This window comes from Stenotrophomonas sp. CASM110 (genome assembly GCF_049384345.1).
GTDB lineage: Bacteria > Pseudomonadota > Gammaproteobacteria > Xanthomonadales > Xanthomonadaceae > Stenotrophomonas > Stenotrophomonas muris.
In genome coordinates, this window is the sequence record NZ_JBMRGI010000008.1 from 189,795 (window position 1) to 214,619 (window position 24,825).

Annotated in this window: 20 protein-coding genes; 7 read left to right on the plus strand and 13 right to left on the minus strand. The window is 66.6% G+C overall.

Annotated elements, in window-relative coordinates; all coding sequences use genetic code 11:
- Positions 1 to 266: 266 nt before the first annotated feature.
- The 4 genes from VG561_RS09420 (at position 267) to lpxH (ending at position 5,866) form a co-directional block, all read left to right on the plus strand.
- Positions 267 to 3,191 carry a TonB-dependent receptor domain-containing protein gene (locus VG561_RS09420; RefSeq protein WP_032955931.1) on the plus strand — a complete coding sequence of 975 codons (2,925 nt, stop codon included), beginning with the start codon at positions 267 to 269 and terminating at the stop codon, positions 3,189 to 3,191.
- A gap of 169 nt (positions 3,192 to 3,360) precedes the next feature.
- Complete coding sequence (locus VG561_RS09425; RefSeq protein ID WP_049407510.1) at positions 3,361 to 4,506, plus strand: glycosyltransferase family 4 protein; 1,146 nt, start codon at positions 3,361 to 3,363, stop codon at positions 4,504 to 4,506.
- The gene (locus VG561_RS09430) at positions 4,487 to 5,026 is read left to right on the plus strand and encodes a phosphatase PAP2 family protein (RefSeq protein WP_032955935.1); all 540 of its coding nucleotides are present in this window, start codon (positions 4,487 to 4,489) and stop codon (positions 5,024 to 5,026) included. Before VG561_RS09425 ends, VG561_RS09430 begins: the two co-directional genes overlap by 20 nt.
- Before the next feature lie 93 nt (positions 5,027 to 5,119).
- Complete coding sequence (gene lpxH, locus VG561_RS09435) at positions 5,120 to 5,866, plus strand: UDP-2,3-diacylglucosamine diphosphatase (RefSeq protein ID WP_032955937.1); 747 nt, start codon at positions 5,120 to 5,122, stop codon at positions 5,864 to 5,866.
- Between the two features lie 91 nt (positions 5,867 to 5,957).
- Here lpxH and VG561_RS09440 read toward each other — a convergent pair whose 3' ends face one another.
- Positions 5,958 to 7,211, minus strand: coding sequence for a M12 family metallo-peptidase (locus VG561_RS09440; protein WP_014646083.1), 1,254 nt, complete (start codon positions 7,209 to 7,211; stop codon positions 5,958 to 5,960).
- A gap of 225 nt (positions 7,212 to 7,436) precedes the next feature.
- Between VG561_RS09440 and VG561_RS09445 the strand changes: the two genes are divergently transcribed.
- Positions 7,437 to 8,894, plus strand: coding sequence for a DUF2235 domain-containing protein (locus VG561_RS09445; RefSeq protein WP_197621745.1), 1,458 nt, complete (start codon positions 7,437 to 7,439; stop codon positions 8,892 to 8,894).
- A gap of 67 nt (positions 8,895 to 8,961) precedes the next feature.
- On the opposite strand, the gene VG561_RS09450 is transcribed toward VG561_RS09445, so the two are convergent.
- The 7 genes from VG561_RS09450 to VG561_RS09480 all read right to left on the minus strand — a co-directional run bounded on the left by VG561_RS09450 (position 8,962) and on the right by VG561_RS09480 (position 17,550).
- Positions 8,962 to 9,786, minus strand: a complete 825-nt coding sequence (locus VG561_RS09450; RefSeq protein ID WP_262093777.1) for a ferritin-like domain-containing protein — start codon at positions 9,784 to 9,786, stop codon at positions 8,962 to 8,964.
- A gap of 9 nt (positions 9,787 to 9,795) precedes the next feature.
- Positions 9,796 to 11,262 carry an amidophosphoribosyltransferase gene (purF, locus tag VG561_RS09455; protein ID WP_005408246.1) on the minus strand — a complete coding sequence of 489 codons (1,467 nt, stop codon included), beginning with the start codon at positions 11,260 to 11,262 and terminating at the stop codon, positions 9,796 to 9,798.
- A 30-nt stretch (positions 11,263 to 11,292) separates the two neighbouring features.
- On the minus strand, positions 11,293 to 12,072 hold the full coding sequence (locus VG561_RS09460) for a CvpA family protein (protein ID WP_014036126.1): 780 nt from the start codon (positions 12,070 to 12,072) through the stop codon (positions 11,293 to 11,295).
- Between the two features lie 46 nt (positions 12,073 to 12,118).
- The gene (locus VG561_RS09465) at positions 12,119 to 13,147 is read right to left on the minus strand and encodes an SPOR domain-containing protein (protein ID WP_075076711.1); all 1,029 of its coding nucleotides are present in this window, start codon (positions 13,145 to 13,147) and stop codon (positions 12,119 to 12,121) included.
- Between the two features lie 80 nt (positions 13,148 to 13,227).
- Complete coding sequence (gene folC, locus VG561_RS09470; protein ID WP_262093778.1) at positions 13,228 to 14,499, minus strand: bifunctional tetrahydrofolate synthase/dihydrofolate synthase; 1,272 nt, start codon at positions 14,497 to 14,499, stop codon at positions 13,228 to 13,230.
- 41 nt (positions 14,500 to 14,540) lie between these two features.
- A complete protein-coding gene (locus VG561_RS09475) occupies positions 14,541 to 15,185 on the minus strand; it encodes a histidine phosphatase family protein (protein ID WP_014646078.1) in 645 nt (214 codons plus the stop codon).
- 199 nt (positions 15,186 to 15,384) lie between these two features.
- The gene (locus tag VG561_RS09480) at positions 15,385 to 17,550 is read right to left on the minus strand and encodes a S46 family peptidase (protein WP_262093780.1); all 2,166 of its coding nucleotides are present in this window, start codon (positions 17,548 to 17,550) and stop codon (positions 15,385 to 15,387) included.
- A gap of 478 nt (positions 17,551 to 18,028) precedes the next feature.
- Here VG561_RS09480 and tdh point away from each other — a divergent pair, with 478 nt between their 5' ends.
- Positions 18,029 to 19,051 (plus strand): L-threonine 3-dehydrogenase, encoded by a 1,023-nt coding sequence (gene tdh, locus VG561_RS09485; protein ID WP_032955954.1) that lies wholly within the window; start codon positions 18,029 to 18,031, stop codon positions 19,049 to 19,051.
- 185 nt (positions 19,052 to 19,236) lie between these two features.
- On the opposite strand, the gene VG561_RS09490 is transcribed toward tdh, so the two are convergent.
- Positions 19,237 to 19,932: a TorF family putative porin gene (locus VG561_RS09490; RefSeq protein WP_014646076.1), complete on the minus strand. Its 696-nt coding sequence runs from the start codon at positions 19,930 to 19,932 to the stop codon at positions 19,237 to 19,239.
- 201 nt (positions 19,933 to 20,133) lie between these two features.
- On the opposite strand from VG561_RS09490, the gene kbl reads away from it, so the two are divergent.
- Entirely contained in the window at positions 20,134 to 21,342 is a 1,209-nt protein-coding gene (gene kbl, locus VG561_RS09495; protein ID WP_041863091.1) for a glycine C-acetyltransferase, read from the plus strand.
- Between the two features lie 161 nt (positions 21,343 to 21,503).
- On the opposite strand, the gene VG561_RS09500 is transcribed toward kbl, so the two are convergent.
- From VG561_RS09500 to VG561_RS09515, 4 genes are all read right to left on the minus strand, one after another.
- Complete coding sequence (locus VG561_RS09500; RefSeq protein ID WP_005415439.1) at positions 21,504 to 21,839, minus strand: hypothetical protein; 336 nt, start codon at positions 21,837 to 21,839, stop codon at positions 21,504 to 21,506.
- Positions 21,840 to 21,924: 85 nt separating this feature from the next.
- Positions 21,925 to 22,731, minus strand: a complete 807-nt coding sequence (locus VG561_RS09505; RefSeq protein WP_219633258.1) for a pseudouridine synthase — start codon at positions 22,729 to 22,731, stop codon at positions 21,925 to 21,927.
- A gap of 20 nt (positions 22,732 to 22,751) precedes the next feature.
- Complete coding sequence (locus VG561_RS09510) at positions 22,752 to 23,258, minus strand: hypothetical protein (protein ID WP_014646073.1); 507 nt, start codon at positions 23,256 to 23,258, stop codon at positions 22,752 to 22,754.
- A 218-nt stretch (positions 23,259 to 23,476) separates the two neighbouring features.
- The gene (locus VG561_RS09515; RefSeq protein WP_014646072.1) at positions 23,477 to 24,568 is read right to left on the minus strand and encodes an OmpA family protein; all 1,092 of its coding nucleotides are present in this window, start codon (positions 24,566 to 24,568) and stop codon (positions 23,477 to 23,479) included.
- Between the last annotated feature and the right edge of the window lie 257 nt (positions 24,569 to 24,825).

Here is a 24,825-nt window from a genome sequence, read left to right on the forward strand (position 1 = left end):
CCCCACTTTGCGCAGTCTGGCGGTTTTTTGTGCTGCTTCGCATCACGACGGCACCGTATCGCGTATCGCACCTCTCACGTAAGCGCCTGCTTTTGTTCACGTTTTGTGAAGGATGGGGGTGTCCCGTGACATAAATCGATACGAACTCTTTACAGAGCATTAACTAACGAGACTACTATCGGGTCACCGGCTCGGTCATCAACCCAGCTGGCTCCTTCGACGCCCACTTTGGCGTCTTGTGCACGACCTGAGAGAGAGAGCTCGCCATGACTTCACGCACCACCGCACTGGGGCAGGCCATCCGCTATGCCCTGGCTACCACCGCAACGTTGGCCGCCCTGCCCGCGTTTGCCCAGGACGGCAGCAACGCAACGCCCACCAACCTCGACCGCATCGAGATCACCGGCTCGCGCATCCGCCAGGTGGACGTGGAAACCGCCCAGCCGGTGTTCGCGATCAGCCGCAACGACATCGAAAAGCAGGGCTTCAGCTCGGTTGCCGACATCCTGCAGAACGTCACCGCGATGGGCAGCCCGACCATCAGCCGCGCCAATGCGCTGACCGCGGGTGAGAACGCTGGTGGCACCTACATCGACATGCGCAACCTGGGCACCCAGCGCACGCTGGTGCTGGTCAACGGCAAGCGCATGGGCATCAGCACGTCCGGCTACCAGGACATCTCCACGCTGCCGGTGTCCGCCGTGGAGCGCATCGAGGTGCTGAAGGACGGCGCCTCTGCGATCTATGGCTCCGACGCCATGGCCGGCGTGGTGAACATCATCACCCGCTCCAATGTCACCGGTGTGACCGCCAACGTCTATCACGGCCAGTACAGCCAGGGCGACGGCGCACGTGACCGCTTCGACGTGGTCGCCGGCTGGAGCAACGATCGCGTGTCGTTGACCTTGTCCGCCGAGCATGCCGAAGAGAAGGGCGTGTGGGCGCGCGATCGCGGCTTCAGCAAGTACGGCATGACCGATCGCCATCCGTACGACAGCAGCAACTGGACCACGATCAGCCAGTACGGCCAGTTCACCGGTCTGCGCGGCCCGGGCTGTACCGCCACTGCGGGCTGCGGCTATTCCCTCAACCGCGGCGCGGATCCCACCAACCCGGCCAATTACCACCTCACCGATAGCACGCCGTTCACCGGTGACGTGAGCAACGCCAACGACCAGATGCACGTGATGTATCCGGTCAAGCGCGACTCGGTCTATTTCGACGGCCGCTTCAAGATCACCGACAACGTCAACTTCCGCACCGAGCTGGGCTACAACCAGCGTGAGTCCACCCGCCAGATCGCGGGCTATCCGCTGCAGTCGAGCACCGCCGGTGTCGGCTCGATGTCGATCAACAGCTACTTCAATCCGTTCGGTCGCCAGCACGGGTATGCCACCCCGACCGCCGTGGCATGGAACCGCCGCACCTGGGAAGTGCCGCGCGTGACCACCAGCGAGCTGAAGACCTACCGCGCGGTGGCGTCGTTCGACGGTTCGTTCGAGATCGGCAGCCGCTACTTCGACTGGGAAGTGGGTTACCAGTACAACCGCAATGAACTGGAATCGGTGGCGACCGGCAACCTGCACAAGGGTCGCGTCGCCGGCGGCGTCGGCCCGTCGTTCTACAACGCCGCCACCGGCAAGGTGCAGTGCGGCACCGCCGCTGCACCGATCTCCTATGACGTGTGCAAGCCGTGGAACCCGCTGGTGCCGTACGGCACGACGGCTGCCGATGGCCTGTACGGCAACGAAGAACTGCAGGCGTGGCTGTTCCCGGAAGAGATCACCAAGGGCCGTACCACCTCCAAGAACTTCTTTGCCAACATCGCTGGCAGCATCGTGACCCTGCCGGCTGGCGACCTGGGCTTCGCGTTCGGCGTGGAAAGCCGCAAGGAAGAAGGCAAGTACACCCCGGATGCCCTGGCCCAGACGGGCGCGACCACCAACCTGGCCGCGGGCCCGACCGGCGGTGACTACACCGTCAACGAGGCCTACCTGGAAGTGAACGTTCCGGTGCTGGCCGACCTGCCGGGCGCGAAGGAACTGACCTTTAATGGCGCAACCCGCTTCTCGGACTACAACACCTTCGGCAACACGCTCAACAGCAAGTTCGGCTTCAAGTGGAAGCCGATCGACTCGCTGATGGTGCGTGGCACCTGGGCCGAGGGCTTCCGTGCACCGACCATCAGCGACCTGTTCGGTGGTGGTTCGGAGACCTTCGCGCAGTTCAGCGATCCGTGCGACACCCGCTTCGGTTCCTCGGCCTCCAGCGCGGAAGTCCGTGCACGTTGCGCACGCGACATCGCCAATGCGAATACCTTCCGCCAGCTGCGCCAGGGTGGCACCCCGGTGAACACGTCGACGGACGCGACCCCGGTGCCGTTCACCTCCGGGTCGAACCCGCTGCTGACGCCGGAAACCTCGACCAGCAAGACGCTGGGCCTGGTCTGGAGCCCGAGCTTCATCCAGGGCTTCAACGCCTCGCTGGACTGGTGGAAGATCCGCATCGACAACACGATCATCGCCGACACGCCGACCCAGATCCTGCAGGACTGCTACGAATCGGGTATCGACGCGCGCTGCTCGCGCTTCCAGCGTGACCCGGTGACCGGCATCGTGACCAACCTGAAGTTCGGCAACCGCAACGCGGGCTTCATGGAAACCGAAGGCTACGATCTGGACGTGAGCTACCGTCTGGACACCCGGTTCGGCAAGTTCAACGTGAACTCGGCCACCACCTACGTGTCCAGTGCGACCTACCGCACCTCCAACGACAGCTCGATCGTCCCGATCGTCACCAACGGCATCGGCAGCGCTTTCCGCGTCCGTTCCAACCTGGTGCTGGGCTACGAGCGGGGCAACTTCGGCGCGAGCTGGACCGCGCGTTACTATTCGGGCGTGAAGGAAACCTGCTCGAACATCGCGCTGTACCCGGACGAGTGCTCGGATCCGGGTGTGTACGCACCGTGGTACAAGGGCGCACGCAACTACAACGAGCGCGGCGCGGTCACCTTCCACGACGTGCAGGTGCGTTACTCGCTGCCGTGGGACGCCACCGTGTCGGTCGGTGCCAACAACGTGTTCGAGAAGACCGGCCCGGTCATGTACAGCAAGCCGAACTCGGCCTTCTCGTACTACGGTGGTTACGATATCGGCCGCTTCATCTACATGAAGTACCAGCAGCGCTTCTGATCCATCGCGCTGTGACGGAAGCATGACGACCACGGCCCTTCGGGGCCGTGGTTTTTTATTGGCCGCCGCGCCCAGGCGCTGGCCGGCGCCACCGTCATCTGATGGTCGCAAAGCGGTCATGTCGGCTACATCGCCAGGCCCGAGCATGCCGGAAACCCGGAGGCCCGCCATGCGCTATGCCATCGTCACCGAGACCTATCCACCGGAAGTGAACGGCGTCGCCCTCACCGTGCAGGGGCTGGAACAAGGTCTGCGCGCAGCCGGGCACGAGATCGACCTGGTCCGCCCCCGCCAGTCCAGCGAAGCGCTGGATTCGGCACCCGGCACCTTGCTGGTTCCCGGCGCCGCCCTGCCCCGCTACCCCGGCCTGCGTTTCGGACTGCCGGCGCCGATCCGGCTGGGCCGCCATTGGCAGAAACAACGCCCGGATGCGGTCTACATCGCCACCGAAGGTCCGCTCGGCTGGTCGGCACTGCGCACTGCGCGCCGCCTCGGCATTCCGGTCGCCAGCGGCTTCCACACCCGCTTCGACGAGTACCTGCCCGACTACGGCGTGGCGTGGCTGCAGGCCGCAGCCATGCGCTGGATGCGCCGTTTCCACAACCAGGCCGATGCCACCCTGGTGCCGACCCGCGAGCTGCAGCAGTTCCTCGGCGAACAGGGCTTCGAGCGCGTGCGCCTGCTGGCCCGCGCGGTGGACAGCCAGCAGTTCGATCCGGGACGGCGCGATCCCGCGCTGCGCGAGGAATGGGGCGTGGATGGCAACGGCCTGGTGGCGATCTATGTCGGCCGCATCGCTGCCGAAAAGAACCTCGGCCTGGCAGTGAAGGCATTCCGCCGGCTGCAGCAGATCCGGCCCAAGGCACGCTTCGTGTGGGTCGGTGATGGCCCGGCCCGCGAGAAGCTGGCACATGAAAACCCCGACTTCATCTTCTGTGGCATCCAGCGCGGCGATGCGCTGGCCCGGCACTTCGCCAGCGGCGATCTGTTCCTGTTCCCAAGCCGCAGCGAGACGTTCGGCAACGTGACCCTGGAAAGCATGGCCAGCGGTGTGGCCACCGTGGCCTTCGACTACGGCGCCGCGCGCGAGTACCTGCGCAATGGCGAGAACGGCGCAGCCGTGGACAGCGACGATCAGTTCATCGAGGCCGCCGTGCGACTGGCCGCCGATGACGCGCAGCGCCGCGAACTGGGCGGCAATGCCGCACGCGCGATGAAGCGCCTGCATCCACAACAGGTGGTGGCCGAGTTCGATGCCCTGCTGGCCGAACTGGCACAGTCGCGGAGGAACGGCCATGCGCACTACGCCGCTTGAGCTGCTGGCCGGGCGCGAAGCACGCTGGTGCCGGCGCGCAAACCACTACTGCCGGCGGCGCCGCGTGCGTCGCCTGTTCGCGGTCATCAGCCGGCTCGGCGATGGCGTGTTCTGGTACGTACTGATGGCCGCGCTGGTGGTGCTGGACGGCTTCGACGGCCTGCGCGCCTCGGTGCACATGGCCGCCACGGGCCTGGCCGCGCTGCTGCTGTACAAGGTCCTCAAGCGCTGGACCCGGCGCCCGCGGCCCTACGCGGCCGACCTGCGCATCCGCGCTTGGGTGGCGCCGCTGGACGAGTTCAGTTTCCCCTCCGGACACACCCTGCATGCGGTGTCGTTCACCATCGTGGCACTGGCCTACTACCCGTGGCTGGCGCCGCTGCTGGTGCCGTTCACCTGTGGCGTTGCACTGTCGCGGGTGGTCCTGGGCCTGCACTATCCTTCCGATGTGCTGGCAGCCACCGCCATCGCCATCGTGCTGGCTTCGGCCAGCCTGACCTGGCTGCCGCTGCCGGTGTAACCCCGGGGTCAGATCCTTTTCCTTCGGAAAAGAGATCTGACCCCCACAATACCGGCGGCGCCACCATCATCATTGATGGCCTAGAATGCGGGCATGACCACGCTGTTCATTTCCGACCTGCACCTGGACCCCAGCCGTCCGGAGATCACCGACCTGTTCCTGCGCTTCCTGCGCGAGCAGGCGCCCGGCGCCGATGCGCTGTACATCCTCGGCGACCTGTTCGAGGCCTGGATCGGCGACGACACGCCCTCGCCCGCCGCCGACACTGTGGCCGATGCGTTGAAGGTGCTGTCCGACAGCGGCGTGCCGGTGTACTTCATCCGCGGCAACCGCGACTTCCTGCTCGGTGAGGACTACGCGCGCCGTGCCGGCCTGCGCATCCTGCCCGACCCGTGCATGATCGAACTGTACGGCCGCGCGGTGCTGCTGCAGCACGGTGACCTGCTGTGCACCGATGACATTCCCTACCAGCAGTTCCGTGCACAGACGCGCGACCCGGTATTCCAGGCGCAGTTCCTGTCGCAGCCGCTGGCCGCACGCATCGCGTTCGCGCAGAAGGCGCGCGAAGCCAGCCAGGCGCGCCAGTCCGAGATGAAGCAGGACGATCGTGCGCAGTTCGAGTCGGTGACCGACGTGGCCCCTGCCGAAGTCGATGCCACCTTCGTGCGCCATGGCGTGGACACCATGATCCATGGCCATACCCATCGGCCGGCGATCCACACGCTGCAGGCCGGTGGTCGCGAGCGCACCCGCATCGTGCTGGGTGACTGGTACGAACAGGGTTCGGTTCTGCGCGTGGATGCCAGCGGCTGGACGCTGGATACGCTCGCGCGCGAATAACGGATCGCAAGGTGCCAACCAAGGTTGGCATCTACCAGAGCAGGTGCATGCGCCCGGGTAGACGCCGGCCTTGGTCGGCGCCTGGACAGTGTCAGCGGAAGGCCGCGATGGTGGCCTTGGTGTTGACCAGCACGCGCTGGTTGTCGGCGGTGCTGGCGTTGCCCATCGGGATGCCGTTGTAGCTGATGTTGGGGTTGGACCAGTAGTTCAGGCGCGGGCAGCTGCGGGTGCAGTTGTAGGCCATGATCGTGCGCCAGCCGGTGCCGGTGGCCGGCTCGTAGCGATAGCCGTGGCCATAGGCATAGGGCGAGGTGCTCGAGTCGGTGGCGATGTCATGCCGCGCACTCTGCAGATGGCCGATCTCGTGCGCGAACGAGTAATAGCCGGTCGCGCAATCCCAGTACACGGCCGCGAACGCGGTCGACGCCGTCGAGCCGATGCCCGAGGCCAGGCCGCAGTAGGCGGTGTTGTTGATCAGCAGCACGCCCACATCAGCCGTGTAGGTATTCCGGCTGGTGTGGATGCTGTCCATGTAGCCATCGCTGGTGCCACGGAAACGCGCCAGGTCGGTATCGAAGCTGCCCGATTCGGTGTAACTGGTGGTTTCGTAGCGGGCCAGTTCCATGGTGATGCCGACGTTGCTGTTGACATAGCCCTGGTTCGATTCGGCCACGGCCAGCTGCACCAGTGACTGCATGTTGCCGCCATAGGCGGCGACGGCGGCATTGGTCGCCACCACCAGCACGCGGATGGTGGCCGGCGTGCCGGACGACGCCTGCGCGATGCCGAGGCGATCGTTGTTGCCCATCGGGATCTTCGGCAGCTGGTTGTAATCGGCCGGATGGTCGGCCGGCATCCGCGACTCGTCCACTTCCACAAGCACGTGGCGGTTGCCCAGCGGGCGCAGGCGGTACAGCTTTCCATCCTTGCGGATCGAGCCGGTGATGGTATCGCCCGAGCGCACCAGGATCAGCGAATTGCCGGGGTCGTCCTGGCCGTTGGAGGTGGCCGCGGTCAGCTTGTCCGAGGGCGAACGGAACTGGCCATACCAGATGCTGCCGCCATCGGGCAGCGCTTCAACCTTGCTGCGCACGGCCTGCACGCGCTGGCCGAGCAGTTCGAATTCCAGCTGCGGCTGTGCAGTCGCGGCTGCATCAACGCGCACTTCCTGTACCGTCGCGGTGGACGGGGTGGCCAGCAGCTTGCCCAGCGCGGGCTCACTGTTTGCCGATGCGCGGCTGATGACCGTCACCGGCTCGAACAACGGTGCCGCATGCGCGGCCGCCGCCACCGACAAACCCAACACCAGGCCACCTGCCGCTTTGCCAATCGATCTGGACAACATTGCGTCGCTCCTTGAATGATGTGAACAGCGTGGATGCAGCACGACCCGGTTTGCCGGGTTTGGCCATATGGCCTGCGCGGCTCGTGTGAATTCAATAGGCGAGTGGAATGAAAGTCAGGATTTGTGATCGACCGCATCTGCGTTCAGTCAGGTCAAAAGCGTCACTACACTTCGCCAACACACCACTTTCGCGCTACCGTGACGCAGCCACGACGGGGAATGCACATGGCACCATCGCAGGACACGGACGAAGATGTCGGCTTGCTGCGGATCGGCCTGTTCTTCGATGGCACCCGCAACAACGCGCACAACCTCGCGCGTGGTCGACCACAGCAGCCGCGACCGCGCCCGGCGCAGCTGCGTGCGGATGATGATTCGACCTACCAGAGCCGGCTGACCAGCAGCTACGACAACGGCCTGACCAATATCGCACGCCTGCAGCAGCTGTACCCGGACAGCCGCCGCGATGCGATGGCCACGCCTTCGCTGTCGATCTACGTGGAAGGTGTCGGTACCCGCGATGACGCCGACGACGACCTGATCGGACTGGCGTTCGGTATCGGCGCCAGCGGCGTCCGCGCAAAGGTGCAGCGCGCGCTGCAGGTGGTGCTGCCGGCTGCGCTTGCAGAACTGTCCACGCGTTGGCGGCAACCGCTGCGTCGCGTGCAGCTGGATCTGTTCGGGTTCTCTCGAGGCGCTGCCGCCGCACGTGATATCGCCAACCAGCTGCAGGGCTGGGATACCACGCGCTGGCGGCAACTGCTGCAGTCGTCCGGCCTGGTCTGTACGCCGGACTTCGCCCCTGCCCTTCCGGTGCTGCGATTCATCGGCCTGTTCGATACCGTGGCTGCGGTCAGTGGTGGCCGCGCCGACGAACAACCGCAGCTTGCCCTGTCCAGTGGCATCGCTGCACGCGTGGTGCAGTTGACCGCGCGCGACGAGCATCGCCAGCACTATCCGCTGACCACGGTGGCACCGCCGTTCACCGAGATCGCTTTGCCCGGCGTGCACGCCAACATCGGCGGAGGCTACAACCAGCTGGAGGAAGGCCCCAAGCTGCTCAGCCGCCCACGTCGCCAGCAGCTGCGCCGCCCCGCCGTTGCCGACTACCAGATTCCCCCGCTGGCGATGCTGCAGGCCACCACGGCTTACGCTGAAACGCAGGCCGATGCCGAACGCTGGCGGCAGCAGCTGGGCGTGGACGAAAAGGAAGTGTGGGTGGATGTCTGGCACCAGTGGCAGCAGCAGCGCCGCGCCGGCAGCCGCAGCGTGCTGCTGTCCCCGGTGCTGTACGTGACTGCCGCCGTGGTACTGCGGCGGCGCATCGACTGGCGCTACCAGTTGATCGCGCTGCAGGTGATGCAGCAGCATGCCATCGATGCCGGCGTCACCTGGCGCGCCAGCGCTGCCGAGGTTCCCGGCTGGGAACTGCCGTCGGCCCTGCAACCGATCGCACGGCGGCTGGTGGCAGGGCAGGCGTTGACCCAGACCCAGGAGGCGCTGCTGCGCCGCCGCTACCTGATGCAGTCGGCGCACTGGAATTTCGACGCGCTGGGCGACACCGCCCTGACCTATGCCGCCGATGCCGGCGTCAGCGAACTGCCCTACCGGCCCGGTCCCGGCCTGTTCTACATCAACCGGCCCACCGTTGATGGCAAGCGCGTGGTGCTGCCCAACGCATGAAAAAGGGGACGGAGGGGATTAAGTCGTTTGTGCCACAAACGACTTAATCCCCTCCGTCCCCTTTTGTTCAACCGGCCTGTTCGACCAGGTTGCCGAGCTCGTCGGCGTCGAAGCCGGCCAGCAGGCGCGCTTCGATGTTGAACGGCCCGTGCAGGTAGCCGCCGGCGTATTCCACCAGCAGCGCCTTGAAGCGCGCACGCGGCTCGACGCGGGCGCGATCGCAGTACCAGCGGTACCAGCGCGAACCGGCGGCAACGTGCGCCACTTCCTCGCGCAGGATCACTTCCAGTACGTCGGCGGTTTCACCATCACCGACATTGCGCAGCTTCTCGATCATGCCCGGTGTCACGTCCAGGCCGCGCGCTTCCAGCACGCGCGGTACCAGGGCCATGCGCGCCAGGCCGTCATGCGCGGTCTTTTCGCACATTTCCCACAGGCCGTTGTGCGCGGGGAAATCGGCGTAGTCGTGGCCATGCGCCTGCAGGCGCTCGCGCAGCAGCATGAAGTGCCGCGATTCGTCGTCGGCACAACTGACCCAGTCGGCATGGAACGCTGGCGGCAGGCCGCGGAAGCGGTACACCGCATCCCAGGCCAGGTCGATCGCGTTGAGTTCGATGTGGGCGATGGCGTGGATGAAGGCGGCGCGTCCTTCCACGCCGCCCAGCCCGCGCCGGGGCACTTCGCGCGGATGCACCAGCACCAGCCGTGCCGGCCGGCCAGGCATGCGGATCGGTTCCGGCGGCGGCGCATCGGCAGCCACCTTCAGGCGGCCGGCACGGAACGCGGCGGCATACGCCTGGGTCAACGCGACCTTGCGCAGCGGGTCGGCTTCGGCCAGGCACTGCTGCGCTGCGCGCAGCAGGTCGCCACCAACGTCGGGTACATCGACCACGCCTGGACCTCAGGCGCGGCGCTTGTGCTTGGCGTCGTCCGAACGCAGCTGCTGGATGCGCTCGAAGTAGCCCGGCTCGATACCCGTCGGGTAGTGGCCGTTGAAGCAGGACGAATCGAAGTTGCGCAGCGCCGGGTTGCCCTCGCTCACCGCCGCTTCCATGTCCTCCAGATCCTGGTAGATCAGCCAGTCGCAGCCCAGGTGGGCCTCGATCTCTTCCACGGTGCGGTTGTGCGCGACCAGCTCTTCGGCCGCCGGCATGTCGATGCCGTAGATGTTCGGGTAGCGCACCGGCGGTGCCGCGCTGGCAAGGTAGACCTTGCGCGCGCCCGCATCACGGGCCATCTGCACGATCTGCTGGCTGGTGGTGCCACGCACGATCGAGTCGTCCACCAGCAGCACCACGCGATTGCGGAACTCCAGGTGGATCGGGTTGAGCTTGCGGCGCACCGACTTCACGCGTTCGCCCTGGCCCGGCATGATGAAGGTGCGGCCGATGTAGCGGTTCTTGATGAAGCCTTCGCGATACTTCACCCCGAGCACGTTGGAGATCTCCAGCGCGGCATCACGCGAGGTATCCGGGATCGGGATGATGGTGTCGATATCGTGGTCCGGGCGCAGGCGCAGGATCTTCTCGCCCAGCTTGATGCCCATGCGCATGCGCGCCTTGTGCACCGAGACGTTGTCGATCATCGAGTCCGGACGCGCGAAGTACACGTACTCGAAGATGCACGGGGTGTGCTCAGCCGGCTCGGCGCAGATTTCCGAGAACAGCTCGCCGCGGGCGGTGATCACCAGGGCTTCGCCCGGCTGCACATCGCGCACGCGCTGGAAGCCCAGCACGTCCAGCGCGGCCGACTCGGAGGCCACGATGTACTCGTCGCCCTCGGCATGGCTGCGCTTGCCCAGCACCAGCGGACGGATGCCGTGCGGGTCGCGGAAGGCCACCAGGCCCAGGCCCAGCACCACGCTGACCACCGCGTAGCCGCCCTTGCAGCGGCGGTGCACGCCAGCCACCGCGCGGATCGCGGCTTCCGGGCTCAGCTGGCGCTGCTGCTCCAGCTCATAGGCGAACACGTTCAACAGCACTTCGCTGTCCGAATCGGTGTTGACGTTGCGGCGGTCCTGCTCGAACACCTGCTGGCGCAGCGCCTCGGTGTTGATCAGGTTGCCGTTGTGGGCCAGCGCGATGCCGTACGGCGAGTTGACGTAGAACGGCTGCGCCTCGTCCATGCCTTCCGAGCCGGCCGTCGGGTAGCGCACATGGGCGATGCCGACGCTGCCTTCCAGGGTGGACATGGTGCGTGCATCGAACACATCGCGGACCAGGCCGGTGGCCTTCTGCACCCGCAGGCGGCTGCCATTGGCCGTGGCGATGCCCGCGGCATCCTGGCCGCGATGCTGGAGAACGGTCAAGCCGTCATACAACTGCCCGGCGACGTTCTGGTTGCCGACGATTCCGACGATGCCACACATGGTGCGAAGTCTCCGCTGGGCTGTGCCCAGTTACAAGGAAGGTGGCCGTACCTGGCCGCGGTGGTCGCCGCGCCTGCGGTCGACATTGGCCGGATCGCCCGGCTCGATACTGTCTGGCAGTGCTGGGGCGTCCGGGCGCACTTCGGCCGGATCGTATGCGTCGCCCTGTTCCGCTTTCGCGGGCCGCAGCCATCCGCTGCCCGCCACTACCTGGTTGAGGATGCCATTATCGCCTGCCGCGCCCGGCTTTCCCAGATCGGCGCCTGCGCTCTTCCCCAGCTCCATCAATGCAGATGGGGACAGCATGTCGGTCGGCAAGGTCTTGGGCAGCAGATCGGCGCCGGGCACCTGCCAGTGCGGCAGCTTCCCGTTCATCCAGGCCACGGCCGGGTTCAGCACCGGGCGGACCGCCGAGCGCTTCCAGGACGGTTCGGCGGTCAGCGGGGTGAAGCCGGCCAGCAGCACCAGGATCGCCGCGATCAGGCCGCCACGCACGGCGCCCAGCACGCCGCCCAGCAACCGGTCCAGGCTGGTCAGCATGCTGCGATGGATCATCGCCTTGATGACCATGCCGATCACCGCGACCACGATCATCACGCCAATGCCCACGCCCAGGTAGCCGCCAACGAAATGCTCGCCGCCGGGTGCGGCCGGGGCCGCCCACCAGCGTGCCGCATCGTTGCCGAAGGCGAAGGCCGCCCACGCGGCCAGCAGCCACGACAGCGTGCCGATGACGATTCCAACAAAGCCACGCAGCATCCCGAGCAGGGTCGAGGCGGCGATCACGATCAGCAGCACCACGTCGATCATGGCGCCCCGCTCCTTCGGCGGCGCTGGCAACGGGCCTGCGCGTGGATCATGGGTGCGGTCGGACCATGCCGGCCACGCCGACCTTGGCGGCGACCTGCGCCTTCAGCTGCTCGGCGTCAGCGCGGTTGGCCACCGGTCCGACGCGGACGCGATGCAGCGTGCCCTTTTCAGTGCGTACCTGCTCGACGAAAGCACTGAAGCCGGCGGCGCGGACCTTGTCGCGCAGCGCGTTGGCATCGTTGGCCTGGCCGAACGCGCCCAACTGCACGGCGAAGCCGACGCCACTGGCCGCCGGTGCTGTCGGCGTGGCAGGCGCCGGCTTGCTGGCGGCGGCCTCCGGCTTCGGCTCGGGCTTGGCGTCCGGCTTCGGAGCCTCGGGCTTCGGTGCCGGCTTGGGCGGCTCTGGTTTGGTGGTCGCCGTCGGCGTGCTTGGCGGCAGGCTTTCGCTGCGCACCGGGTTGCTGGTGGCCGACGGCGTGGTGGCCGCGGCCGGGGTGCTGGTGGTCGGCGCCGGCGTGGCGGCAACCGTCGCACTGCTGCCTGCCGCCGCATCCAGGGTGATGACTTCTGCCTTCACATCGGCGCGGATCTTGACCGCCTGCAGGCGCGCGGCTTCGGCCTGGGCACGGTCGGCATACGGCCCGACACGCACACGCCACGCCTGGCGCCCGCTGATGGTGGTGGTTTCGGCGAAGCCTGGCAGCTGCGAGCGCTGCAGGTAGGCGATCACCGCATCGGCGTCGGCCTTGCTGCCGTAGGCGCCAAACGTGACGGCGAAGTTGCCGGCGGCAACCGCCGGAGACGTGTCCACGGTCGGCGGCGTAGCCGGCGCGGCCGTCTCCTGCAGCGGCTTGGCCTGCCCGGTCTGCAGGCCGGTGGCTCCACCGGCCGGAGCAACCAGCGGCAGCTCACGGGTTTCGAACTGGCCATCGGCCGGTGCGTCCGGCGCGGCGATCGGCACCGAGGCCACACCGCTGTCCGGCGCCGGTCCCTTGACCAGCATCGGCAGGAAAATCACGGCCAGCGCCACCAGCACGATGGCACCAATCAGACGCTGTTTCAGAGGCGTATCCACGTGAGGCGGCAACTGTCCGGAGGTTGCGGTCGATTATACGGGTGCCGGACCGGACGGCGTCGGCATTGGCTGAACGCGGATCAGGCGGCGCCCTGCAACCATTGCAGCGCGGCAGCGGCGGTATGGAAGGAGCCGAACACCAGTACGCGGTCACCGCGCCCGGCCTGGGCCAGTACCTGTGCCAGCGCCTGCTCGACAGTATCAGCGCGCTGGGCCTTGGCCGCCGCCGTACCGGCCAGGCGGGCCTGCAACTGGGCAGCACTCTGCCCGCGCGGGCCGTCCAGTCCGGCCAGGGTCCACTCGCCGACCACGTCCTGCAGCGCCTGCACAACGCCCACCGCGTCCTTGTCCTGCAGCGCGGCGTACACCGCCAGGGTGCGCCCGGCCGACGCTTCGGCCTTCAGCGCGCGCGCCAGCTGGCCCGCCGCCTGCGGGTTGTGCCCGACATCGACACGGACCTGCACGCCGTCACGCTCGAACGCCTGCAGGCGGCCAGAGATGCGCGCCGCCGCGACACCAGCAGCCCATGCCGCACGCGGCACCGGCTTGTCCAGCGCGCGCAGCGCAGCGATGGCGGCACCCGCGTTGGCCAGCTGGATCGGGCCGGCCAGCGCCGGGGTCGGCAGTTCCATGCGCAGGCCGACATCGCGCCAGCGCCAGCGCTGGGCATCGATTGGTTCGTAGAAATAATCGCTGCCGCCGCGGATCGCGTTGGCGCCGACCAGGTAGGCACGTGCGAGCACGCTCGACGGCGGGTCGGTCTCGCCCAGGATCACCGGCTTCCAGCCACGGATGATGCCGGCCTTCTCGGTGCCGATCGCTTCGCGGTCCCCGCCCAGCCATTCGGCATGGTCGATGTCCACGGTGGTGATCACCGCCACGTCAGCGTCGACGATGTTGACCGCATCCAGGCGACCGCCCAGGCCCACTTCCAGCACCGCCAGGTCCAGCCCGGCGTCGGCGAACAGCTGCAGCGCGGCCAGCGTGCCGTACTCGAAATAGGTCAGCGTGATATCGCCACGCGCGGCCTCGATGGTGTTGAAGGCGGCGACCAGCGCCGCATCCTCCACATCGTGGCCGTCGATGCGCACGCGCTCGTTGTAGCGCAGCAGGTGCGGCGAGGTGTACGCGCCGACCTTCCAGCCGGCAGCACGCGCGATGGCTTCGATGAAGGCCACGGTGGAGCCCTTGCCGTTGGTGCCACCGACCACGATGGTGCGCTGGGCCGGCGCCCCCAGGCCCATCGACGTAGCCACGGCGCGCACGCGCTCCAGGCCCATGTCGATGGTCGCCGGGTGCTGGCGTTCAATGTAGTCCAGCCAGTCGGCCAGGGTGGTCGGGGTGTTCGTCACGGCAGCGGTTCCAGCAGAAGCAGTTGATGCGAGGGGATGGATCAGAGTGCGCGGTGCTTGGCTTCGCCGAAGAACGGCGTGTGGTGGGCACAGTCGTTCAGGCGCACCACTTCCAGGCTGTCCAGGTCGGCGCCTTCGAGCAGGTTGAGCGTGGTCGGCGCCTGGCGGAAGGTCCACAGGCGGGAGATCGGCAGGCCCAGCACCTTGCACAGGATCACGCGGTTGACCGCATCATGGGCGACCACCAGCAGGGTGTCGTGCTCGCCGAGGCCTTCGGTGGCGCGGGCCAGGCCGCGCCAACTGCGCTCCAGCACCAGGCGCAGCGATTCACCGCCGGGCATCAGCACGGTGTCCGGCTCCTCGCGCCACGCCTTCAGGCGCGACGGGTCCTTTTCGTTGATTTCGCTGGCCAGCAGGCCTTCCCACTCGCCGTGGGCGATTTCCTGCAGCTCCGGCTCGGTCAGCAACATGTCGGCACGGGCGGCACCGAGTGCCAGCTGCGCGGTGCGCTGCGCGCGTGACAGCGGCGAGGCGACGGCACGGGTGATGTCCACCGAGGCCAAGCGGGCGCCCAAGGCCTGGGCCTGGGCTTCACCGATCGGCGAAAGCGGGATGTCGATCTGGCCCTGGTAGCGGCCTTCGGCGTTCCACGGCGTTTCGCCGTGGCGGGCAAGCAGGATGCGCATGCGTGCAAGGGGTCCTGGGGGGAGGAGGTTCCGCGTTTCGTTCACATCCTGTGAAGTGCGCGGAACAGGGATGATACCCGTTCGGCGCACCGGGCCGTGCCGGGCATGAAAAAACCCCGCGACGTGGATCGCGGGGTTTTGGAAACTCCGGCTATCTGGTCGGGGTTGCCGGCCAGCGGCCGGCACTACCGCAACGGGTTTATTTCGCCAGGTTCAGTTCCTTCAGCAGCGCCGGCGCCGGCGCCACTTCCTGCATGATCCACTGCATGTAGCGGCTGTCGACCGCGATCATGCGGGTCATCACCGGGTCGAACACCCAGTTGGAGCTGACCGATTCCCAGTTGCCGTCGAAGGCCAGGCCGACCAGCTTGCCGTTGGCGTCCAGCACCGGTGAACCCGAGTTGCCACCGGTGATGTCCAGGTTGGACAGGAAGTTCACCGGCACCGAGCCCACGCGCTTGTCTTCCAGGCCGCCGTAGCGCTTGGCCTTGACCGCGTCGAGCAGGGCCTTGGGCGCATCGAACGGATCGACGCCGGTGTCCTTGGCGACGATGCCCTCCAGCGTGGTGAACGGGGTGTAGGCCACGCCGTCCCTGGGCTCATAGCCCATCACGTTGCCGAAGGTGATGCGCAGCGACAGGTTGGCATCCGGGTACACGAACTCGCCCTGGCTCTTCTTGTAGTCAGCCAGTGCCTGCAGGTACAGCGGACGTGCGGTCAGCGACTCGCCTTCGCGGATCTTCTTCTGCTCTTCCTGCTTCAGCAGCGACGGCATGATCGCCACCGCGTACTGGATGGCCGGATCGGTGCTGGCTTCGAACGCGGCGCGGTCGGCCTTGAACCACTTCAGGCGTGCATCCAGGCTGCCCAGCTCAGTGCCCGACAGCTTGCTCACCAGTGCCTTGACCGCGCTGGCATCGCTGCCGCCCAGCCAGGTGTTCAGCACGTCGTTGTTGCGCTGCGCGGCCGGCAGGGCGACGTACTGGTCCAGCCAGTAGGTCTGCAGCTGCTGGTCCATCTTCGCCACATAGCGGCGATCCATCTGCTTCAGGCCGCCTTCCAGGGTCGGCAGGTCGCGCTGCTGGTAGCCGACCTCGCGCTCGGCGTCCGGCTTGGTGCGCTCGATCGACAGGCGGTACAGGCCGATGGCGGCGTTGACCGCCGAGGTGTTGTTGAACTGGCCGACGAACAGATCGCGCTCGCGGGTCGCCTTGCTGGTATCCAGGTGCTTGACCAGCTGCGCGTGCGCTGCCAGGGCCGGCTTGCCGGCGGCGCCCCGCTTCTTCAGCCAGGCCAGCACGGCGGCTTCTTCAGCCTGCTTCTGGCCAGCAGCGTCGATGCGCTTGAAGCCTTCCAGCTGGCCGGCGTAGTTCTTGGCCACGTTGTTCATGCTGGCCGCGGTGGCGGCGTACTTCACCTTGACGTCGGCGTCGGCCTTGCCCGCCTCATCGATCATCTTCAACACTGCGTTGTAGTGCCTGGCGATGGTCGGGTAGGTCCAGCTGGCGGTTTCGTTGAACTCACCGGCCAGCGCGTAGCGGTTGGTGCGGCCCGGATAGCCCGCCACCATCACGAAGTCACCGGCGCCCAGCGGCTGGTCGGTGAACTTCAGGAAGTGCTTGGGCTGGTACGGCACGTTGTCGGCCGAGAATGAGGCCGGCTTGCCGTCCTTGCCGACGTAGGCGCGGTAGAACGAGAAGTCGCCGGTGTGGCGCGGCCACATCCAGTTGTCGACGTCGCCGCCGTACTTGCCGACGCTGCCCGGGGGCGCGTAGACCAGGCGCACGTCCTTGATTTCCATGTTGCGGAACAGTCGGTAGGTGTTGCCGCCGGAGAAGGTGTACAGGCGGCAGCGGAAGCCGTCCTCGGCTTCACACGCGGCGACCTGGGCCTTGTCGAAGGCGTCCAGCGCACGGCTGCGGGCCAGCGGGTCGTTGCCGGCGGCGGCAATGGCGGCCTTGGCCTGGGCGGTGACGTCGGTGATCTGGTCGAGCACGTAGACGCGGGCGTTCGGGCCGGCGCTCAGTTCATCGCTGTGCTTCGGCGCGTTGAAGCCGTCCTTGATCAGGTTCTTCTCGGCGGTCGAATTCAGCTGGATCGCACCGTAGGCGCAGTGGTGGTTGGTGACCACCAGGCCCTGCGGCGACACGAAGCTGGCGGTGCAGCCGCCGAGGGCGACGACCGCGCCCATCGGGTCGCCGGTAAGGTTGGACAGCTGCTCCGGGGACAGCTTCAGGCCGGCCTTCTGCAACGGACCGGCGATTTCCGGCAGCTGCTGCGGCACCCACATGCCTTCAGCGGCATGGGCGACCTGGGCCAGCCCAAGGCTGGCGACGATGGAGAATGCAAGCAGGTTCGAGCGCATGGAGCAGCCCCTGGTAGTGGAACCCTCGATTGTAGCCCGCCGCCCTGCCCCGGCCCGAACCCCGGAAGTCATGGGCCTACTTCTTGCTCTGCCATGCGCACATCGGCCGCGCACATGGAATCGTCCAGAGCGGGCGTGGTCACCCTGGCCGGGACCGTTGGCGCCATGGGCCGGGCGCATGCGACTGGCGGGTTGGGCAGGACGCCCAACCCCGGTCTTGCCGTGTGCGCAGGATAGCGCGCACGAGCAAGGCGCCATCGAGCACCATGGATGGGCTTTTGCGTGTCCCGGCCAGGGTGACCGCGCGCCCTCCCCAGGAATCAAGGAGGCGCTGCTGTTTGCAGCACGTTCGAAACGCCCGTCGGCGCACGCCTTTCGTTCCGCCATTGCACCCGCAGCGCAACATGGGAAATCCGCGCGGCACCCTATAATCCGCGCTTTCCCCCTGATGAGTTCCACCCCGATGGCGCAGCAAACGATGAAGGCCCTGGTCAAGCGCGAAGCGGCCAAGGGCATCTGGCTGGAAGAAGTTCCGGTTCCGACCCCGGGCCCGAACGAGGTCCTGATCAAGCTGGAAAAGACCGCGATCTGCGGCACCGACCTGCACATCTACCTGTGGGACGAGTGGAGCCAGCGCACCATCAAGCCGGGCCTGACCATCGGCCATGAGTTCGTCGGCCGCATTGCCGCGCTCGGTTCGGCGGTGACCGGCTATGAGATCGGCCAGCGCGTCTCGGCCGAAGGTCACATCGTCTGCGGCCATTGCCGCAACTGCCGTGGCGGCCGCCCGCACCTGTGCCCGAACACCGTCGGCATCGGCGTCAACGTCAACGGCGCCTTCGCCGAATACATGGTGATGCCGGCCAGCAACCTGTGGCCGATTCCGGACCAGATCCCGTCGGAACTGGCCGCGTTCTTCGACCCGTACGGCAATGCCGCACACTGCGCGCTGGAATTCGACGTGATCGGCGAAGACGTGCTGATCACCGGCGCCGGTCCGATCGGCATCATCGCCGCCGGCATCTGCAAGCACATCGGTGCGCGCAACGTGGTGGTGACCGACGTCAACGACTTCCGCCTGAAGCTGGCCGCCGACATGGGCGCCACCCGCGTGGTCAACGTCGCCAACCAGTCGCTGAAGGACGTGATGAAGGAGCTGCACATGGAGGGCTTCGACGTGGGCCTGGAAATGAGCGGCAACCCGCGCGCGTTCAACGACATGCTCGACTGCATGTACCACGGCGGCAAGATCGCCATGCTCGGCATCATGCCCAAGGGCGCCGGCTGCGACTGGGACAAGATCATCTTCAAGGGCCTGACCGTGCAGGGCATCTACGGCCGCAAGATGTACGAGACCTGGTACAAGATGACCCAGCTGGTGCTGTCCGGCTTCCCGCTCGGCAAGGTGATGACCCACCAGCTGCCGATCGACGAGTTCCAGAAGGGCTTCGACCTGATGGAAGAAGGCAAGGCCGGCAAGGTCGTGCTCAGCTGGAACTGACCCGAAGGGTCAATTCCCCCGCATGTTTCCTTATCCCCGCGCCTTTGGCGCGCCCCCTTGAACAACAAGGGGGCTCTTCCCCAGATGGGATCAAGAACACCGCGGAACTGAAAAAGGCGCCCGATGGGCGCCTTTTTCGCAATGCGTGCCAGGCAAGCTTGGCACCTACCGTAACGCCTGCGGCGTTACTTGCCCACGGCCACGGTCAGCAGCACCCGGCTGTGGGCCAGCTTGCCCGAGTTCTCGCGTCCATTGCCGTCGGTGCCGTAGTAGCCCAGGCCGACGTTGAACAGGCCGAACTGGCGGCTGACGCCGACGTTCCAGTCGGTATAGTCCTTGGCGATGCCGTCCTCGAAGGTGCTGCGACCGACGTTGGCATTCAGCGTGAAGTCCTTCGGCAGGCCCCAGCTGCCGCCCAAGCCGTAGTACCAGCCATCGGTGCCGCTGTTCCACTGGTCGTTGGTGTAGGCCACGGTCAGCTTGTAGGTGTCGTCAAGCGTGGTGGTGGTCACCAGCTCGTTGTAGTTCTGGTGGCTGGCACCGAGGTAGGTGTAGCGGTTCAGCAGCACGTCGAAGTTGACGCGCGAAGTGACGTCCACGCCGTAGCCGATCTGGTAGTCGATCTCGGTGTTCGGATCGCCCGGACCGAAGTCCACGCCCGAACCCCAGACACCGGCATACAGGCCCACCGGCGAGGTGTAGGTGAAGCCCGCCTGCAGGGTCGGCTTCTCGTCGGTCTGCGACACGCCACGGAACAGGTAGTCGGAAACGGCGGTGACATTCCAGCTGTACGGCGATTCGTTCTCCTGCGCGCTGGCGGCGAACGGGGCGGCCAGGGTCAGGGCAGCGGCAATGGCGAGGCAGGCACGGGCGTGCTTCATGAGCGTCTCCGGTGGGGGCGGTGGCGTGGCGTGGAAGGCGGGAGCGGCCGGAGCGCGACAGCTCCGGTTCACGAATTCTTAACCACTTTGCTATTGCGATGCAACATGCACTGCCCATGGCGATGCCCCATCCAGCCCGGTTGATGACCGGCGATGCCCGGTAGAATCAGCGGTTTCCCCGTTCAGAGCCGTGCCCACGCCATGACCGACGTCTCCTCCGCCCTGACCCGCCACTACGCCGAGGAACTGGACGCCATCCGCGCCCAGGGCCTGTTCAAGTCCGAGCGGATCATCACCAGCCCGCAATCGGCCGAGATCACCCTCGACGACGGCCGCAAGGTGCTGAACTTCTGTGCCAACAACTACCTGGGCCTGGCCGACCATCCGGACCTGATCCAGGCCGCCAAGGACGCACTGGATACCCACGGCTTCGGCATGGCCTCGGTGCGCTTCATCTGCGGCACCCAGGACCTGCACAAGCAGCTGGAGAAGCAGATCGCCGATTTCTTCGGCAAGCAGGACACCATCCTGTACGCGGCCTGCTTCGATGCCAACGGTGGCCTGTTCGAGCCGCTGCTCGGCGAGAACGACGCGATCATTTCCGACGCGCTGAACCATGCTTCGATCATCGACGGCGTGCGCCTGTGCAAGGCCAAGCGCTTCCGCTACGCCAACTGCGACATGGCCGATCTGGAAGCGCAGCTGCAGGCCGCCGATGCCGCAGGCTGCAAGACCAAGCTGATCACCACCGATGGCGTATTCTCGATGGACGGCTTCATCGCGCCGCTGGACGAGATCACCGCGCTGGCGAAGAAGTACAACGCGCTGGTACACATCGACGAATGCCACGCCACCGGCTTCCTTGGCGCTACCGGCCGTGGTTCGGCCGAGGTCAAGGGCGTGCTGGAGAAGATCGACATCATCACCGGCACTCTGGGCAAGGCCATGGGCGGCGCGCTGGGCGGCTTCACCTGCGCCAGCGCCGAGGTGATCGAACTGCTGCGCCAGCGCTCGCGCCCGTACCTGTTCTCCAACTCGCTGCCGCCGCATGTGGTGGCCGCCGGCATCAAGGCGTTCGAAATGCTGGCTGCCGCTGACGACCTTCGCAGCACGCTGGCCGAGAACACCGCCTACTTCCGCGAGAAGATGACCGCCGCCGGTTTCGACGTGAAGCCGGGCGTGCATCCGATCAGCCCGGTAATGCTGTATGACGCACCGTTGGCGCAGAAATTCGCCGAGCGCCTGCTGGAAGAAGGCATCTACGCGATCGGCTTCTTCTTCCCGGTGGTGCCCAAGGGCCAGGCCCGCATCCGGACCCAGATCAGCGCCGCGCACAGCCGCGAGCACCTGGATCGCGCGATCGATGCGTTCACCCGCATTGGTGTCGAACTGGGCGTGGTCAAGGGCTGATCATGCCGGGGTCGGATCCCTTTCCTGCGGAAAAGGCCCTGACCCCGCTGGTCAAAGCGTGCCGACCAAGGTCGGCACCTACCGGGCTGGATGGCTGCCGACCACGGTCGGCACCCGCCGTGGCCTGAGGGCGTGCCGGCCAGGGTCGGCACCGCCAGGCGTCACTTCTTTTTCTTCTTGCCCTTCGGCTCTTCCTTGCTGGCCACCACTACCGGCTTGGCGGCGGCGTCCTGGCCGTTGCCCTTGGCAACGCGGATGCCGTTGGCCTTCATCCAGGCATCGAACTCATCGGCGGTCATCTTCTTGTCGCCGTTGCTCATCAGGAAGCGGTAACTGCCGCGACCATCCAGCTCCGGGGTCTTCACTTCCACCACCGGGGTCTCGGCAGGCGTTTCCGCCTTGGCCACCTTCTTGTGGCCGCCACAGGCGGCCAGCAGCACCATCGGCAGCAGCAGGCCTGCGCAGCGCAGGGTTTGGTTGAGGGTCGGGTGGTACATGGGCAGGCTCCGTTCGGGAAATTCAGCAACCAGGCGCCCCCTACGCCTGGAACGGTGGCCGGCAACTGCCGGCCGCGGGCGATGATCAGCCCGGTGCAGCGGCCCCCAGCCGCTGCTGGTCGCTGACCTCCAGCACCCGCCATTGCCCCTTGCCGAGATCGCCGAGCAGCAGCCCACCGATCGCGACCCGGACCAGGCGCAGTACCTGCAGGTCGAAGGCCGCCAACAGGCGGCGGATATGGCGGTTGCGTCCCTCGTCGAGGACCACCTCCAGCCATGCGGTCTTGTCGCCACTGCGCAGTACGCGCACGGCCTGGGCGACGAGGAACTCGCCCTCATCCTCGACACCGGCGCGCAGCGCGGCCAGGGTGTCCTCATCGGGAAGACGATCCACCTGCACGTGATAGGTCTTCTGCGGGCCGGTCTCCGGATCGGTCAGGCGCGCCGCCCACTGCGGATCGTTGCTGAACAACAACAGCCCTTCGCTGGCCTTGTCCAGGCGCCCGACCGGCGCGATCCACGGCAGGCCGGCACCATCGAAGCAGCGATACACCGTGTCGCGACCACGCTCGTCCTGCGCCGTGGTCACCACGCCGCGCGGCTTGTTGAGCACCAGGTACAGCCGCTGCGGCGCATCCATCGGCCGGCCATCGACTTCGATCGGCGGGTGCGGACTGGCAATCGGGAACTCGGGATCACGGATGATGCGGCCGGACACGCGCACGCGGCCCTCGGCAATCCAGCGCGCGGCCTCGCTGCGTGAGCACACGCCGGCCTTGGACAGCACGCGCGCCAAGCCATGGCGCACGCCATTGGAGACATCCGGAACCGCACGCCCACGCGGTGCGTGGGAGCGGGCAGCGGGGGCAGCAGGTGGGCGGCGCGTGCGCAAGCCTCTGCTCCCCGCCGCGCTTACTTCTTGTCGACCGGCTTGGTCTCAGCCGGTGCTTCGGCCGCAGCCGGAGTGGCGGCCGGAGCCGGACGCGCCTTGACCACACGCACGCCACGCGCCTTCATCCAGGCGTCGAACTCTTCGGCGGTCATGCGCTTGCCGTTCTGGCTCATGTCGAAGCGCCAGGGCGTGTTGTCGAATTCGGTCTGCGGCTTGTAGGCCGCCGGATCGTTCGGCTTCACCGCCGGTGCGCTCGGAATGGCCTTGGCGATGTTCTGGCACCCATCGATGCGCAGGCGCTGCAGCACCTGGTCCAGCGACTGCGACGGATCGTAGTTGCTGCTCAGCACGCCGGCCGGCATGCCCAGCTGGTTGCCACGGATGTAGAGCTCGTCGGCCACCGGCGCGATGGTCGTGGCCGGCAACGGCAGCGGCGAGGCGCTGGTGTTGACCGAGCAATCGACCGCAGCGTGGGCGGCGGGAACCAGGGCCAGCGCCAGGAAGGCGGCCGATGCAGAGCGCAGCATGAAGGGCATCCAGGAAAGGAAGTGACGCGGCGAGTTTAGCAATGCCGCGACAGCTTTCAAGCGCCACTTTCAATGAATACGGCAACTCATTGGTTTTATGGGCAAAATCCCGACGAACGGTTACTCCCGCGCCTGAAACGCCGGGTTCCGGACCGCAGAAACAACAAGACCCGGCCGAAGCCGGGTCCTGCTGTGTCCTACTGGCAGAGCGTCAGAACTTAGTTCTGGACGTTCAGCTCGGTACGACGGTTCTTGGCGCGACCTTCCGGGTTGTCCGAACCATCCGGGTTGGTGTTCGGAGCAATCGGACGGCTCTCGCCGTAGCCGATCGGGCCGACCAGGCGACCGGCGTCGACGCCGTTCTTGGTCAGGTAGTTGTACACGGCGGTGGCGCGACGCTCCGACAGCTTCTGGTTGTAAGCGTCGGTACCCTTCGAGTCGGTGTGACCGGCAACTTCAACGCGCAGATCCGGGTAACGCTTCAGGATCTCGGTGGCTTCGCTCAGGATCGCCACGGCGTCCGGACGCAGGTTCGACTTGTCGAAGTCGAAGTTGACGCCCTTCAGGTCGATGGAGACCGGAACCGGGCAACCGTCCGGACCGATGGTCTGACCCGGCTGCGAGTTCGGGCACTTGTCGTCGCAGTTGTTGACGCCGTCACCGTCGTCATCCAGGTCGGCGCAGCTCGGGGCAACCGGAGCCGGAGCCGGAGCAGCCGCGACCGGAGCCGGGCCCAGCGGGATCACGACGCCGACCGAAGCCAGCACGTCGCCGAACCAGCTCTCGTCCTTGGCGGCGATGCTCTGGTCGTCGAAGTCAGCGCGGTAGGCCACTTCGGCGCGGACAGCAACACGCTTCTCGAAGGTGGTCTGCAGGCCGACGCCCAGCTTGGCGGCAACGTTGCCGTCCTTACGCTGGCGCGGACCGTTGTTGTCGATTGCAGCGTACTCTTCTTCCGACTTCTGGTAGCCCAGGCCACCGACGATGTACGGGTTCCAGCCGCGGCCTTCCTTGATGAAGTGGCGACGCAGGTCCAGCGAGACGCCGTACTGCGACCAGTTCAGGTCCTGGTTGCTGTCGAAGTTCGGGTTCTGGTAGTTCAGTTCACCGTCCAGCGACCAGTTCGGGCTGATGAACTTACCCAGGCCCAGGGTCACGAACGGAGCGTCATTGGTCAGACGGTCGCTGTCCTGGAAGTTGAAGCCGGCCGAACCGGTCAGGTACCAGCGGTCATCGAACTCCTGCGCCGAAGCTGCCTGGGCGAAAGCCAGGCCGCCCAGCAGCGCGGCAGTAAGGATCTTCTTGTTCATTGAGTACAGCTCCTATTTCGGGGGTATGAAACCGGTAGAGGCATGGGCCAGCACTAGTGCGTCGATGTACGACAGCCGATTCAGCACGCCACCGCCGCGAACATTATGCTCAGGCGGGTGAAGGCCATGTTAACAGTCCCGTAACATGTGAAGTGTTGCGCCCGACCGTCGACCGGTCCGACGTTGAAACCCTATACAGGATGATGAAAATCCGCAAGACCCACACGCTGCAAGGGTTTGACGGGGTTTAAGCGCGA

Excerpts from the sequence above, each read along its gene's own strand:
- VG561_RS09420 (WP_032955931.1), top strand. The coding sequence starts at position 267 with ATGACTTCACGCACCACCGCACTGGGGCAGGCCATCCGCTATGCCCTG.
- VG561_RS09425 (WP_049407510.1), top strand. The coding sequence starts at position 3,361 with ATGCGCTATGCCATCGTCACCGAGACCTATCCACCGGAAGTGAACGGC.
- VG561_RS09430 (WP_032955935.1), top strand. The coding sequence starts at position 4,487 with ATGCGCACTACGCCGCTTGAGCTGCTGGCCGGGCGCGAAGCACGCTGG.
- lpxH (WP_032955937.1), top strand. The coding sequence starts at position 5,120 with ATGACCACGCTGTTCATTTCCGACCTGCACCTGGACCCCAGCCGTCCG.
- VG561_RS09440 (WP_014646083.1), bottom strand. The coding sequence starts at position 7,211 with ATGTTGTCCAGATCGATTGGCAAAGCGGCAGGTGGCCTGGTGTTGGGT.
- VG561_RS09445 (WP_197621745.1), top strand. The coding sequence starts at position 7,437 with ATGGCACCATCGCAGGACACGGACGAAGATGTCGGCTTGCTGCGGATC.
- purF (WP_005408246.1), bottom strand. The coding sequence starts at position 11,262 with ATGTGTGGCATCGTCGGAATCGTCGGCAACCAGAACGTCGCCGGGCAG.
- VG561_RS09460 (WP_014036126.1), bottom strand. The coding sequence starts at position 12,072 with ATGATCGACGTGGTGCTGCTGATCGTGATCGCCGCCTCGACCCTGCTC.
- VG561_RS09475 (WP_014646078.1), bottom strand. The coding sequence starts at position 15,185 with ATGCGCATCCTGCTTGCCCGCCACGGCGAAACGCCGTGGAACGCCGAA.
- VG561_RS09480 (WP_262093780.1), bottom strand. The coding sequence starts at position 17,550 with ATGCGCTCGAACCTGCTTGCATTCTCCATCGTCGCCAGCCTTGGGCTG.
- tdh (WP_032955954.1), top strand. The coding sequence starts at position 18,029 with ATGAAGGCCCTGGTCAAGCGCGAAGCGGCCAAGGGCATCTGGCTGGAA.
- VG561_RS09490 (WP_014646076.1), bottom strand. The coding sequence starts at position 19,932 with ATGAAGCACGCCCGTGCCTGCCTCGCCATTGCCGCTGCCCTGACCCTG.
- kbl (WP_041863091.1), top strand. The coding sequence starts at position 20,134 with ATGACCGACGTCTCCTCCGCCCTGACCCGCCACTACGCCGAGGAACTG.
- VG561_RS09500 (WP_005415439.1), bottom strand. The coding sequence starts at position 21,839 with ATGTACCACCCGACCCTCAACCAAACCCTGCGCTGCGCAGGCCTGCTG.
- VG561_RS09510 (WP_014646073.1), bottom strand. The coding sequence starts at position 23,258 with ATGCTGCGCTCTGCATCGGCCGCCTTCCTGGCGCTGGCCCTGGTTCCC.
- VG561_RS09515 (WP_014646072.1), bottom strand. The coding sequence starts at position 24,568 with ATGAACAAGAAGATCCTTACTGCCGCGCTGCTGGGCGGCCTGGCTTTC.